Annotated in this window: 12 protein-coding genes and 1 tRNA gene; 4 read left to right on the top strand and 9 right to left on the bottom strand. The window is 69.8% G+C overall.

All coding sequences use genetic code 11. The features are described 5' to 3' along the window. Window positions 1–220: 220 nt before the first annotated feature. From E1264_RS30910 to E1264_RS43835, 9 genes are all read right to left on the bottom strand, one after another. Complete coding sequence (locus tag E1264_RS30910) at window positions 221–1,048, bottom strand: hypothetical protein (protein WP_132179012.1); 828 nt, start codon at window positions 1,046–1,048, stop codon at window positions 221–223. Then, complete coding sequence (locus E1264_RS30905; protein WP_132179010.1) at window positions 1,042–1,761, bottom strand: MerR family transcriptional regulator; 720 nt, start codon at window positions 1,759–1,761, stop codon at window positions 1,042–1,044. The genes E1264_RS30910 and E1264_RS30905 overlap by 7 nt, the downstream gene beginning before the upstream one ends. A gap of 87 nt (window positions 1,762–1,848) precedes the next feature. After that, on the bottom strand, window positions 1,849–4,281 hold the full coding sequence (fxsT, locus tag E1264_RS30900; protein WP_132179008.1) for an FxSxx-COOH system tetratricopeptide repeat protein: 2,433 nt from the start codon (window positions 4,279–4,281) through the stop codon (window positions 1,849–1,851). A 6-nt stretch (window positions 4,282–4,287) separates the two neighbouring features. After that, a complete protein-coding gene (locus E1264_RS30895; protein ID WP_207936472.1) occupies window positions 4,288–4,698 on the bottom strand; it encodes a hypothetical protein in 411 nt (136 codons plus the stop codon). Window positions 4,699–5,001: 303 nt separating this feature from the next. Further along, on the bottom strand, window positions 5,002–5,505 hold the full coding sequence (locus E1264_RS30890) for an FBP domain-containing protein (protein ID WP_132179006.1): 504 nt from the start codon (window positions 5,503–5,505) through the stop codon (window positions 5,002–5,004). 153 nt (window positions 5,506–5,658) lie between these two features. Next, on the bottom strand, window positions 5,659–6,459 hold the full coding sequence (locus E1264_RS30885; protein ID WP_132179004.1) for a hypothetical protein: 801 nt from the start codon (window positions 6,457–6,459) through the stop codon (window positions 5,659–5,661). A 219-nt stretch (window positions 6,460–6,678) separates the two neighbouring features. Continuing rightward, window positions 6,679–6,840: a hypothetical protein gene (locus E1264_RS43840; protein WP_165964465.1), complete on the bottom strand. Its 162-nt coding sequence runs from the start codon at window positions 6,838–6,840 to the stop codon at window positions 6,679–6,681. Between the two features lie 93 nt (window positions 6,841–6,933). After that, window positions 6,934–7,182: a DUF2283 domain-containing protein gene (locus tag E1264_RS30880; RefSeq protein ID WP_132179002.1), complete on the bottom strand. Its 249-nt coding sequence runs from the start codon at window positions 7,180–7,182 to the stop codon at window positions 6,934–6,936. A 331-nt stretch (window positions 7,183–7,513) separates the two neighbouring features. Then, window positions 7,514–7,592, bottom strand: a tRNA-Tyr gene (locus E1264_RS43835). Window positions 7,593–8,258: 666 nt separating this feature from the next. On the opposite strand from E1264_RS43835, the gene E1264_RS30875 reads away from it, so the two are divergent. The 4 genes from E1264_RS30875 to E1264_RS30860 form a co-directional block, all read left to right on the top strand. Next, a complete protein-coding gene (locus E1264_RS30875) occupies window positions 8,259–8,960 on the top strand; it encodes a hypothetical protein (RefSeq protein WP_132179000.1) in 702 nt (233 codons plus the stop codon). Window positions 8,961–9,242: 282 nt separating this feature from the next. Continuing rightward, window positions 9,243–9,893 (top strand): HAD family hydrolase, encoded by a 651-nt coding sequence (locus E1264_RS30870; protein WP_132178998.1) that lies wholly within the window; start codon window positions 9,243–9,245, stop codon window positions 9,891–9,893. Between the two features lie 161 nt (window positions 9,894–10,054). Further along, window positions 10,055–10,258 (top strand): PspC domain-containing protein, encoded by a 204-nt coding sequence (locus tag E1264_RS30865; protein WP_132178996.1) that lies wholly within the window; start codon window positions 10,055–10,057, stop codon window positions 10,256–10,258. A 95-nt stretch (window positions 10,259–10,353) separates the two neighbouring features. Next, a partial coding sequence (locus E1264_RS30860) for a hypothetical protein (RefSeq protein ID WP_132178994.1) occupies window positions 10,354–13,110 on the top strand: 2,757 nt, incomplete at its 3' end.

Raw genomic sequence — 13,110 nt, 5'->3', positions numbered from 1 at the left:
GTCCAGCAGCACGACCCACCCCGGCCCCGCCGCGACGAAGTCCTCGTTCTCCCGCCCCGGAGTCGCCTCACTCACATAACTCACCTGCACAGATGCAGGTCTACCCCCTGAACCGGTCCAACGGGGACAGGTAGACCAAACCCTCACCCCGCGTCCCGCCAACCTGCCCCGCTCCGGTATTGACCTTGGGCCACCGGTTTCGGCGGCTCGTCCGGCGATATCAGCTCTGGGGCCGGGTGAGGGCGTCGACCAGCGCGGCCGGGTCGTCGGTGAAGAAGCGGACCGTCCGTACCGTGACCCGCTTGCCCAAAGGACGGACGGCCACGATCGGCTCGCTCAGCTCGATGACCACATTCGTCTGGGACGCGACCGCCACCGAAAGCCGCTCGTCCACCACCCTGACCATGCCGCTCTCGTTGAAGTTCCGCGCCAGCCGGACCGACGAGAGCAGGTCGCGTGGCACGCGCAGGTCGAAGAAGGCCCCGTACCGCACGCGCAGCTCGTCGTCCGACAGCACATGCGGCCGGGTCACGCACGCGGCGATGATCGCCACCACGACCAGGATGGAGTACAAGTCGACCACCAGGACCAGCGAACGCACCCCCTCGTCCGCGCCGACTCCGCGCAACAGCATCTCGGCGACGGCGGCCTCCACGACCATCGCGAACAGAAACGCCAGCTGCAAGGTGAGCTGCCCGCCCGCATACGGCAGGCTCACCGCGCCCGGCGGCACCCCGTGCCGCCGGCGCACCACCAGGAGCACGACGCTGACCAGGCCCTTCATGTCGAACGCCATGATCCGGCGGACCCGCTCCGGAACGAGCCGGTCGACGCTGCGGAGGGCGTCGCGCCAGCCGGCGCCGTCCCGCCGCCGCTCCCACACCAGCCGGCAGGCGGCGATGACCTCCAGCACGATCACAGCCGTGACCAGGGCCTCCCCGGCCACCACCACGAGACGCGGCAGCGGCACGCCCGCCACGAGAAGCACCGCGAAGACCACCTCGGCGGGCACCACCCCGTACAGGGCGGCCCGCGCGACGGTCAGCACGGCCTGTCCTGCAGCATCTTCAGGACCAGCCGGAAGACCTCGGCCTGCGCGGGGGACATCTCGTCCAGCCACTCGCCGCTCGCGCCTTCGGTGACCATGAGGCTCGCCAGGTCTTCTGGCAGAAGGTCCACGATGTCCTTGGCGATCCCGGCGATCCTTGGGTCGTCCGGAGTCGCATCGGCGATCTCGTCCAGCCGCGCGTAGATCCGTTGCGCCCGCGCCGCCGCTCCCGGTTCCGCCAGCGGCCGCAGCATCGCCGCGAAACCGGGCCCCGCCGCGGTCTCGACGAGCGCCAGCATCTCCCGGTCGGCGTCGGCGAACCGCGAGTCGCCCGGGAGGCCGCGCAGGACGTCCGCCATCTCCGGCGACACCGCCGAGTCCGCGTCCAGCTCCGTATTCGCCAGCAGCAGCGCAAGCCGCGCCCTGCGCATCCGGATCGTCTCCTGTTGCCTGGCCAGATCCGCGTCCAGCTCGGCCAATATCTCGCGCAGTTCCCGTCCTTGCTCGTCGGCCAGGACGTCCTTGATCTCGTCCAGCGTGAGCCCCAGCTCCGCCAGCCTCCGGACCCGGGCGAGCACGACGGCGTCCCGCAGCCGGTACTCCCGGTACCCGTTCGCCAGCCGCTCGGGCTCGGGCAGCAGCCCCAGGTGGTGGTAATGCCGCACGGTCCGGGTGGACACCCCGACCAGCGCGGCCAACTCGCCGATCCGCATGCCTTTATGACACACGTTGACGCAACGTGAAGGTCAAGGCTGCGGACCGCGCCCGGGTTGGCGTGGTGTGCGCTGTCCGGCCCTGGTTCAGTCCGGGACTCCGTACAGGTCTTTCAAGTGGTCGGCGTACTGCTGCAATGACCGTGTTGTGGGGTGCTGTGTCCCAAGCGCGGCCAAGGCGCATTGTTCGGCTTGGGTGATCGCCGCGAGAGCTTCGGGGGCTCGTTTCAGATCGCGGTATGTGGCGGCCAGGTTGCCCAGCCCGATGGCGACGTCGGGGTGGTCGGAGCCCAGCGCGGCTTCGGCGATGGCCAGCGCCCGCTGATCCAGCTTCAACGCTTCGGTGGGCCGCCCCAACGCACGGTGCGTCGCGGCCAGGTTCCCTAGCCGGGTGGCGACGTCAGGGTGGTCCGGGCCTAAGACATTCTCGGTGATGGCCAACGCCCGCTCGAACAGCGGCAGCGCCTCTGCAGCCCGCCCCAACGCGCGGTGGGTAGCGGCCAGATTGCCCAGCCGGGTGGCGACGTCGGGGTGATTCGGGCCTAGCGCCGCCTCCGCGACGCTCAACGCCCGTCGCTCCAACGGCATGGCTTCGGCAGCCCGCCCCAGCGCGCGGTACGTAGCGGCCAGATTGCCCAGCCCGATAGCGACATCGGGGTGATCAGGGCCAAGCACCGACTCAGCGATGGCCAGCGCCCGCTGCTCCAGGGGCAGGGTCTCAGCCCACCGCCCCAGCGCGCGGAGCGTGACGGCCAGGTTCCCCAGCCCAATGGCGACGCTGAGGCTGCGCTGGGCCCTGATCGTGTCGGTGGGATGGTCAAGATCCAACGCGGCCTCGGCCATGGCGACCGCCCGCTGCTCGAACGGCAGCGCTTCGGCGGCCCGCCCCAGCGCGCGGTACGTGGCGGCCACGTTGGCCAGCGCGATGGCGACCTCGCGGTGGTGCGGCCCCAGCGCGGCCTCGGCGATGACCGCCGCCCGCTGCGCCAACGGCAGCGCTTCGGCAGCCCGCCCCAGCGCGCGGTATGTGGCGGCCAGGTTCACCAGCCGGGTAGCGACGTCGGGGTGGTCGGGACCCAGCGTGGCCTCGGCGATGGTGGTCGCGGTGGTGAGCACGTCGTTGGCGCGCTGGTACTCGCCCTGCGCGATCAGGAACATTCCCGTCTGGTTGAGGACGTGGCTGAGCTCCTCTGACGGGTGGGACGAGGCAAGTGCGGCGGCGATCGCCTCCACATGGACGACCAGAGATCGCCAGACCGGCCAACCGGTCACATCGGCGTCGGGGTCGTCGGGCATGGCCGCCTGGAGCCAGGCGAGGGCGAGGTCCCGGGCGGCATCGTGTGCGTGGTCTTCACCGGTGTCCTGGGCTTGGGACAGGACAGCGGCTCGGGTGAGGCGGTGCATCCCCACCGCCTCATCGGTCAGATCGATCATGCTGTGGGAGGCCAGGACTCCCAACGCCGCGTCTGCGGCTTCGGCGGCCTCCTTGTCCCCGCCGCCGAGCATCACCCGAGGAACGTCCGCGGGCGCGTACTGCGCCAGTATCCAGGCGAGTTCGGCCGCCTCCGGGGCCTGCTCTTGGAGGGTTTCCAGGGTGATGTCCCACAGGCGGGCGATGGTGGCCTGGGCCTTGTCACCGTCGGCGGCCTTGGCGTGGTAGCGGGCCGGATGCTGTCGCAGCAACCCCAGATAGCGTCCCAACGTGATTCGGGTCTGGCGGATGTAGGCGGCGGCCTGGTCCAACGCCAACGGCAGATAGCCCAGCTCCAGGGCGATCGCCGCGGCCGTCTGCCGGTCTTCTGGAGTGGTGAGCCCGGTGATGGTGGTGATCAGCTCGGCGGCCGGGTCCGGGGCCAGCAGCCCTAGGCGCAGGGTCCGCGTGGTGCCGGGCCAGCGCACGTCCCGACGACTGGTGATCAGTACGTGACCACCCTCCAAACGTCCTAACAGCTCGTCAACGTGGGTCGGGTCGGTGACGTTGTCCAACAGCAGCAGCCACCCGGGATGCGCCCGCAACCAGCCGACCGCCCACGCGGCGGCCTCCTCCGTGGTCGCCGCCCGCGCGGCGTCCTGAACCAGGTGACGAGTCAACTCGGCCAACCCGGCCTCGACATGCTGCGGGCTCTCGGCGGTCACCCACCACACCGCCTCGTATCGCGCCCGGGCCCGGTGGGCGTACTGCAACGCCATCTCCGACTTGCCCACACCGCCCATGCCGTACAAGGCCTGCGTCACCACCACCGTCTCACCGGCGGTGGCCAACTTTCGTTCGAGCTGCTGGTAATCGTCGTGGCGCCCGAGGAACACGGGCGTGGCCGGGCGCGGCAATCCGACGATCCGCGCGACGGGCCGGACCGTCTCCGGTGCCGGGAGCGACATCGGAGCCTGCGTGATCTCATCACCGGTCTTGACGCTGCCGAAGTTGACACCCACCCCTGGTGACCGGGGCCCTGAAGTCTGTAGGTGGGCGGCAGGCGAGGAGCTGACCCGCTGCTCGGCTCCCTTGGCGTCGTCGATCATGGCGACTCACTGCGGGAAGGTGTTGCCATCGCCAGTGGCGATGATGCCGTGGTTGGTATGCACTGCCGGAGACCGCTCTCCGACCGTCACCACCTGCACCTTCGTCTTGTGAGCGTCCTGGACCCACTGCTGGACCTGCGCGGCCAGCTCGGCGTCGGCGGCCAGAGCCTCACCGATGGCCCTGCGCAACGCGGCCGGGTCGTCGGGGTCGTCGATCACCCCGGCCAGCGGCTCGGGCACCTCCTCGCCCTCCGCGCGGACACCGAAGATCCTCTGCGCCAGCCGCCGCCCGAACCCCACCGTGGCATCGGCCGCATGGTCCTGCGTGCGCGCCAACACCGCGACACCGTAGGCGCCCGCCGCCGCGGTCACGTACTGCGTCACATGCCCGGCTAACTGCACCAGATCCCCAGACATCCCACACTCTCCACTAAACGATCAATTGTGACCGCAAAGCCACCGACCGTCACAGGAGGCTAGACGCACCACCCCAGCGCTCGGACGTAAACCCAGAAACCGGCACACCAACCACATCCCCGAATCCAGCTCAGCAGCCATTCAAGGCTGTACCGGTCAACGCCCCTCTGGAGCGCTCGTTGGGACAGGCGCATCCCTCGTGACAGACAATCTCGCGCGACCGTGCACTCCGGCTCGCGGGGGGCCGGGGTGCGAAGACGCCCGCTTCGGGCACGTCCCCCTCTGGCCCTGCGCACTCGCCGATCAGGCGACGACCGAGGCGACGAAGGCGTCCAGGTTCGCCCTGATGCGCGCCACCTTCTCCTCAAGGGGGACGCCGTCGTCGTGGCCGTCGCCCAGCAGGGTCTGCTTCCTGCCCCGCACATAAAGGGAGCAGGCCAGGTCGGTGCACAGATACTGCCCGACGGTGTTGCCCCGCTTGCCGGCCTCGCCACTGCGCCGCGCGCTCATCAACGCGACACCGCCGCCGGTGTGCACGGTCTGGCAGAACGAGCACAGACTGGTCGAGTTGAACCCTCGCGCCTTGCCGGGCGTGGACGCCAACCGCAGCGCGATCCCGGTGAGCCGTTCGCCCGTCTCGGCGACCAGGTAGGCGCGCTCGGGAGCCTTGGGATCCCGCCAGCCGAGGAAGTCAAGGTCGTCCCAGGGTGACTGTGCGAAATCCTTGGGGAGGTTGAGACGCTTGGCATCTCCCTTGGAGCAGTTGACGAAGCAGGACCGCAGGTCGCGCTCAGTGATCGCTCGCATGAGGCGCGAGCATATGTTCGCCTCCGCGACACAGGCAAAGCGTTATCCACCTGTCGCCCTCAAGAAGCTTCAAGCTTCGCTCACCGTTCTGGGCATCCGCGCCCGGACCGCGAGCCAGGTGGCGCGGCGTCGGGGTCCACAGGTGGCCCACCGTCAGGTGTGCCTTGCCAGGGGCGCCGCCCCAGTGCCGACCAAGTCGCGAGCGATTCCGGCCAGATTGACGCCACGCGCGACTAGCAGGGCGCCAATTATGAGGGGGGCCAACGCCGAGGGGAGGGCAGCGATCCCCGACATCGCGACGATGGTCACCCCGGACACCACCGGAGGAAACACACCGACGGCAATGTAGATCCGGCTGACGGCCCGGAGCCGCCTCGCGGAGACCCCGCCACGCAGCGCTCGAGGCAGTATCAGCAGCCACATCGACCCGATCGTCAATGGGATCACGACCAGGAAGCCAGTCCCGAAGATCACGGCCACGCCATCGTCCCCGCGCAGATAGCCGGGGACGAACGCCAGGAAGAAGACGCCGACGATCACCAGAACGAGCGAGGTCGGCAGCGCAAAGGGGAACCGGACCCCGGACTGGCCGAGATCCGCGGTCATGTGCGCCGGTGAGTACACGGAGGCGGGCAACGCCTGTGGGGTGCCGGCGTCCACCCGGCGAGCCAGCCGCAACAACCAAGCCGCCACCCAGCCCAGCACGGCCACAACCGGGACGGTCCCCAACGCGACCTGCAGCGTTACCGTAACTGCACTGTCGTGATCATCGGCCACGAGGCCCAGAGCGACCAGGCTGTTGATCCCCGCCGCGATCACGCCACTGCCAGCGCCCACGACCGTCGCCGTGGCTGCAAGCACGGTGTAGACGCGTGCCGCCCGCCAGATCACCGCAGCGGGCAGGACGCCGCCCGCCCAGCGCCTCCACGCCGCACCCGGCGGCCACGCCGCCACCAGTCGAACTCGGGCATCCCGGTGACCAAACCCGCGTCAGTCACCTCCACCCCCGATGGCAGCTCCCATGCCCTGCTGTCCTTCAATAGCGCCACACCCGTCTCCTCCCAGACAACTCCCACACGGAGGCAACCAAGGTCGTGACCTGGTCGCGGCCAGCGAATTCGATCGACTTGATCGAAAAACAACGCGGTGAACGCCCTGCCGCCCTCGGAGAGATCACCTGGCCAAACGCCGGAGTTTCCAGGCAGCGGCCATCAACAGGCCGAACGCGATGGCCGGGACGATGAACGACGGCAACGCGTCGGCGACATCGTCGGAGTACGGCCCGAGCGGCCCTACCCGCACCGGAATGGGCTTTCTCTCATCGCCGTAAGACACACCAGAAATATGTCCGGCCCCTGAAGGATTGATCGGGTCGTAGAGCTGCCTGGTGTGCAGGCAGTGACACCACCCTCGCAGCTCTCACCGGGCTTACCCCTGGTCCAAGTGCTCGGCGGCGTCGAGTAGGTACGACGGAAACTTCGAGCGGGCGTCCAGGATCTCGATGCCTATCACGCGGCCCTCCTTATCGAAGTCGAGGTTGATCATTCCGTCGACGGCGATGGGATCGCATGGGTACGTCTTTGCTGCCGTCCCCGGCGCTCCGGCCCGGGCCGGGTCCTCGAAGTAGATGTAAGCGGCGTCGGCCTGCTGGCTATAAGTCACCTTGAGTTCAGCCATGCGCTCTCCTTGCTGGGATGGGTGTCGGAATCATCGCAGCAGCGCACTTCGGCGGAGAGAACGGAAGCGGCTTGACCTCTTAGCGACGTCGGAGGTCTCATCCAAGCGGCTGGGCTTGGGCGGTGGACGTGCTGCGCCGCCTGGCTTGCCTGGTCAGTGTGGTGGTTGGCCGTGCCAGGGGCGTGGATGCTAGGGCGGGCGTGGCCTGAACGGCGAACTTCGGCACGTGTTCGGCACAGGCGGCTGTACAGAGCCGTTGACGATCAGGGAGGGGGAGAATGAGAACAGCCCCGACCGGGCCGTGCCTGGTCAGGGGCTGTTTCGCGTGAGGTGGCGGGTCCAGGATTCGAACCTGGGTAGGCTAAGCCGACGGATTTACAGTGCGCCATGGATCTTGCCGGTTCGACTCCTCTGACCAGCACTCGTCCGGTCGTCGCTCGTCCCGCCGTCCCCACTGATTCCGCACATATTCCGGATCTTGACGTTCAGGCATTTGGTCTGCTGTCGCGTGGTGCCCGGTCCCCGTGACTCCCTGGGCGTGCGGCGTAGCCGCTGTTCTTCCCCCACCTTCCTCCCCCCGGCCCCGACGAGACCTGTACTTAGCGGCGGACAGGTTCCGTCAAGGGTGGCCGTAGGCCATCACGTAGTGACGCCGTAGGCGCCCTTGACGGGTTCTGGCCGTCGCCCATCCTCGACTGATCGGGGTCGGGGGGGGCCCTGCGCATTTCCAGCTCAGCTTGCAACATCCCGTACTGACGGAGTCTCAAGCACGCTCCAATGGGGTGTCTGGGCGGCGGCGCGTACCCCGTGGCGGCCGGTCGGGGCGAAGGCCGGCGGTAGTGGCTCGATGCGCGGCCCGGCGCGGCCGTCCGGTGACCGGCGCCCACGCCGCACGCTCCGGGCGGCCAGGCGCGGGGCCGCGCCAGCGGCCCAAGCGCCGCCGCCCCTTGATCCAAAACAGCCCAATTCGGCAGCGCGTTGCAAACAAGGTCAAGATTGTCCGGAGGCTGCCATGCTGGCTGGCGGTGGATGACGCGGTGGCAAACTGGTGCTGAGACTGCGAGCGGGAGCGGATCATGGATGCTGATGCTGGTGCACTTGTCGTAGCGATCATCGGAGCTGGGATAGCGGTAGTTGCCGCCTATTTTTCGTATCAGCAGGCTACTGCCTCGAAAGATTCTGCGACATCTGCGGGCGAATCAGCTACGGCGGCAAGTGACCAGGCGGTTTCGGCAAAAGAACAGGCCGAAATAGCTTCAAAGCAATACGACCTTGCAGCCAAGATTCGCAAAGAGCAGAATGATCCGTACGTGATAGTTGACATACGAGAGTCGCCTTTCGCTAAGAATTTTCTCTATCTCGTGATTGAGAATATCGGTACTACTATAGCGCGGAATGTACGCATAGAATTTGACCCTCCCCTCAAAAGTTCTCGGGAGGAAACGCTCGGTGATGCCGTCCACGGAAACATTCGAGACGCTAGAATATTCACAAGCGGAATTCCGATGCTTCCCCCTCATCGTCGGATGGAGTTTCTCATTGATTTCGGCCCTGATCGCCTAGAGCAGAGGTTGGATACCTTCTATAGGGTTCAGGTTGAAGTCGACGGCCCCGAAGGGCCAGCGGAAACCATGCAGTATGAAATAGATTTGGGCGTCCTTTATGGGCCGCGATTTCATAGGCCCAAAACGCTCCATGAAGCGGTCGAGTCCTTGCAGTCAATACAGAAGACTCTTTCCAACATCGAGAAGTCGCTTAAGGGGTCGAGGGAGACGTAGAGCCATGGCTGCGAAGACGCTGGACTTTGGCTTTTGGTCGTCTGGCGTTGCATTCAGTGGAGCACTCCCCCAGTTGCCGCAAATATCGTAGTGAACGTTGCGACGGTCAGTCTCGCTCACGAACGGTCCCCAGCGCCGTCACGGGGTCCTGACGCCTACCCGTTCCTAGGTGGGGGGTCATTTCGCTGATGCAGGGGCTTCGAGCGGGGGCGGTGGTGCACCTGGCGAGCGCGACAACAGGGGCATGCGTGGTTGGGCTTCAGGGGTCGTAGGGTGGCGGGCATGATCCAGGCGGTTGTGTTTGATGTTGGGGAGTGTCTCGTTAACGAGACTCGGGAGTATGGGACTTGGGCTGACTGGCTGGGGGTGCCTCGGCATACGTTCTCGGCGATGTTCGGTGCGGTGATCGCTCGGGGGTTGGACTACCGGGAGACGTTCCAGGTGTTCGCGCCGGGGTTTGACCTGACGCAGCAGCGTGAGGAGCGGGCCGAGGTGGGGCAGCCTGAGACGTTCGGGGAGGACGACCTGTACCCGGACGCGCGGGCCTGCCTGTCCGGGCTCCGCGACCAGGGCCTCTACGTCGGGATCGCGGGCAACCAGCCGGTGGAGGCCGCGGAGCAGATCGCCGCGCTCGGGCTGGACGCCGACGTCGTCGGGATCTCCGACGTGTGGGGGATCCAGAAGCCGGCGCAGGAGTTCTTCGAGCGCTGCGCGCAGATCGCAGACGTGCTGCCCGACCGCGTCCTCTACGTCGGGGACCGCGCCGACAACGACGTCCGGCCCGCCATCGCTTACGGAATGCAGGCCGCCTTCCTGCGGCGCGGCCCCTGGGGCCACATCCAGCAGGACGACGAAGTGCTGCGCGATTGCCTGTTCGTCCTGGACGACCTGTCCGCCCTCCCGAAACTCGTCGCCGACCACAACGCCGCCTGAGAGTGACCCCTAGGGGACGTCCCCTAACCCCGCAGTATGGGAGCGAACAGGACGAGCGGCCGATGTGGTACCCGCTGTCCGGTTCGTAGCGTGGAGAACGTGGCCGCGAAGAACGCGACCGCGTTCCGTTCACAGCTCGACGAATCGGGGAGAGAGAACACATGAACGGCCTTTATCGTCCACGCCACGGCCGCATCATCGCCGGTGTCTGCGCCGGGCTCGCGCGGCGGTTCGGGATGACGCCCACGACCGTCCGGGTGCTGTTCCTGCTGTCGTGCCTGCTGCCCGGCCCGCAGTTCGTCGTCTACCTCGTCCTCTGGGTGATGATGCCGACCGAGGACCGCTACCTCGCCCGCACGCACTGAGCTCGCGCTCACCGATCACCGATAGCGCTTGGCCGGGCCCGCCCGGAGGTGTTAGATCGTGGCACCACCATTCCCGTGGGAGGGAGGGAGCCGCGGTGCCTGAGGCGGGGGAATCCGCGCGTGAAGCCGAGCACGCGGCCCGCCTGCTGCGCTACCTCCGCGATCTCGCGCGGGCCCGGCGGCGCCCGGCGCGGGACGTGACCGGGCACGACCAGGTCCACTGGCTGTGCGAGCTGCCCGGCGACGTCTACGTCGAGACCGACGCGGGGCCCGGCGACGTGCTGTTCAGCGTGCCGGTCATCCCGCTGACGCCGCCGGTGGTGCTGGACGAGTTCGACGGCTGGCTCGCGCTCCGCAACTGGTACCGGATCCTGCGCGAGCTGGCCGGGCAGGAGGCGGTGCTCGGCACGGGGCTGCTCACCTGGCGCCCGGCCGTCCACGACCACCTGCTGAACACGCCCGTCCGCATCGTCGTGGACGACCGCACGGAACGGATCGACGTCGTCCTCGCCGGGCACACGACGCTGCGCGACCGGGAGCTGCTGACCGGCCACCCCGGCTACCGGCCCGCCGACTGGGTGTCGGACGCCGTGCAGGCCGGGCAGGGCTTCGGGCTGACCGGCTCCGTCGGGGACGTCCTGCGCAAATGGTGCTCCGTCGCGCTGTCCGGCCGGGCCGAGTACCGCGAGGACTGGACGCCCGACGCGGGCCCGGGCCCGGGCGGCGAGGCGGGCGCCGCGTCGGCGGTTCCGCGGGTGCGGTTCGCTCCGGCGCTGGTCGTCCGGCCGCCGGGCCGCACGGCCGTCGCCGACTACCACTCCAGGCTGCTCGACCTCCTGCCCCGCGGCGTCCCGGACGGGCTCGCGCGGCTGGCGTCCCCGGGGAAGCGGCCGCACGTCATGCACGTGCCGGAACGCGCGCCCGAGACCGTCCCCGACCTGCTCACCGGGCTGCTCGCCCGCGGCCACCGGGTCGTGGTCGCCACGTCCGGCGCCGCCGCGTCGGCCGCGCTGCGCGCCGCCCTCCCGCCCGGCCTCGCGGGCCTCACGGTCGCCGACCCGACCACCGCCGGACGGGCCGCGGACGCGATCCTCACCCGCCCCATCCCCGACCTGGACGCGCTCGCCGCCGAGGAGCAGGCCGCGTCCCGGCGGGTCGCCGGGCTCCGCGACCGCCTCCGCGACGGCGTCGCCGACGATCCCGGCGAGGGCCGTCCGGGCGACCTGCTCCGCGCCGAGGCGCCGGAGCTCGCCTGGATGCCGCTCCACCCCGACATGCCGCCCGGCCCGCCGATCTCCCGGTCCGAGGCCGCGGAGCTCGTCGTCCTGCTCGCGGAGGAGACCCCCGAGCGCAAGGCCCGCACCGCGCAGCGCGACGTCGACCCGGGCGCGCTGCCCAGCGCCGCCTACGTCCGGACGCTGATCGAGGCCGAGGCCGCCGCGGCCGAGCGCGCAGAACGCTCCAAGACCGACCTGTCCCGGCGGCTGCGGGACACCGACGTCACCCTCCTCGCCCGCCTCGACGGCAACGCCTCCGTCGTCGCCGCCGCGCTCCGCGATCTCGGCCTGGACGGCCATCCCGGCGGCTGGAACCCCGCCGACCTGGCCGTCGGCGCGTTCGGCGACGCGCTCGCGGGCCGCCGCCCGCTCATCTGGTCCCGGGTCGCGGAGATGGCGGCCCGCGCCCAGTGGGCCGAGGAGGCCCTGGGGGAGCTGTACGGGCACCGCGTCGACCTGCCGCCGGACGCCGACCTGCGCGGCCTCGCCGCGGCGGCCCACGACCTGCGCGCCCACCTGGCCGCCGGCGGCACCCTCAAGCGCGGGCCGCTCCGCTCCGCCGTGCAGCGCCAGGCCGAGCCGCTGCTCGCCGCCGTGCGGGTGGACGGCGCCGTGCCCAACACGCCCGAGCTGCTCGACCTCGTCCGCACCGACCTCCTGGTCCAGATCACCTGCCGCGAGCTGCAGTACGTGTGGGAGGCGGCCGGGATCTCCTTCCCCGCCGACCTGCCGTCCGCCGAGCGCATCACCCGGTTCGTTCGCGCCCACGCGCGCCTCGCCCGCATCCGGGACGCCATGCCCGCCGTGGACGAGACCAAGGCCCTCCTCGAACGCGCCGGTGTCACCGTCCCGCTCGCCCATCCGCTCCAGTGGCACGGCTACGTCGCCGCCCTCCGCAACGCGCTGGACGGACTCGGCGTCAACCGCGCCGCCGCCGACCTGGACGCCCTGCGCGACTCGATCGGCCCCGTCGAGAAGGGCGACCCGCCCGAGCTGCGCGCCGCGCTGACCGCCGTGGGCGCCCGCGACGCCGCCGCCTACGGCCGCGCGCTCGGCGCCCTCGCCGAGGCCCGGCACGAGCGCGCCCTCCAGATCCGCTGCGAGGAGCTGCTCGCCCGCGTCCGGGCCGTCCATCCCGACCTCGCCAACCTCATGATCGCCACCGATGGCGACGAGGAGTGGCACGCCCGCACCCGCCGCTGGGACGAGGCGTGGGCCTGGGCCCGCGCCGCCTCCCGCCGCCTCGCCGAGCAGACCGTCCCGGCCGAGGAGCGGCTCCGCGCGGAGCTCGCCGAGGCGGAGGGGCGGCTGCGCGCCGTCCGCGCCGACCTCACCGCCGCCTACGCCTGGACGGCCGTCCGCCGGACGCTCCCCGCGAACCCGGGCACGCCCGCCGAGGTCGTCCCGGCCTGGATCCTGCCGCTGTGGCGCATCCCGGAAGCGCTGCCGCCCGCGCCCGGCTCGTTCGACGTCGCCATCGTGGACGGCGAGCACGAGGCCGGCGCCGAGGCCCTGTTCCTCCTCTGGCTGGCGCCCCGGATCATCCTCGTCGGCCCGCCCGGCCCGGCGCTCCCG

The sequence above is a fragment of the Actinomadura sp. KC216 genome (assembly GCF_004348535.1).
Taxonomy (GTDB): Bacteria; Actinomycetota; Actinomycetes; order Streptosporangiales; family Streptosporangiaceae; genus Spirillospora.
The sequence above is the reverse complement of the archived record's forward strand: the minus strand, read 5'-3'. Positions and strand labels throughout refer to the sequence as shown.

Excerpts from the sequence above, each read along its gene's own strand:
- E1264_RS30905 (WP_132179010.1), bottom strand. The coding sequence starts at position 1,761 with ATGCGGATCGGCGAGTTGGCCGCGCTGGTCGGGGTGTCCACCCGGACC.
- fxsT (WP_132179008.1), bottom strand. The coding sequence starts at position 4,281 with ATGATCGACGACGCCAAGGGAGCCGAGCAGCGGGTCAGCTCCTCGCCT.
- E1264_RS30895 (WP_207936472.1), bottom strand. The coding sequence starts at position 4,698 with ATGTCTGGGGATCTGGTGCAGTTAGCCGGGCATGTGACGCAGTACGTG.
- E1264_RS30890 (WP_132179006.1), bottom strand. The coding sequence starts at position 5,505 with ATGCGAGCGATCACTGAGCGCGACCTGCGGTCCTGCTTCGTCAACTGC.
- E1264_RS30880 (WP_132179002.1), bottom strand. The coding sequence starts at position 7,182 with ATGGCTGAACTCAAGGTGACTTATAGCCAGCAGGCCGACGCCGCTTAC.
- E1264_RS30875 (WP_132179000.1), top strand. The coding sequence starts at position 8,259 with ATGGATGCTGATGCTGGTGCACTTGTCGTAGCGATCATCGGAGCTGGG.
- E1264_RS30870 (WP_132178998.1), top strand. The coding sequence starts at position 9,243 with ATGATCCAGGCGGTTGTGTTTGATGTTGGGGAGTGTCTCGTTAACGAG.
- E1264_RS30865 (WP_132178996.1), top strand. The coding sequence starts at position 10,055 with ATGAACGGCCTTTATCGTCCACGCCACGGCCGCATCATCGCCGGTGTC.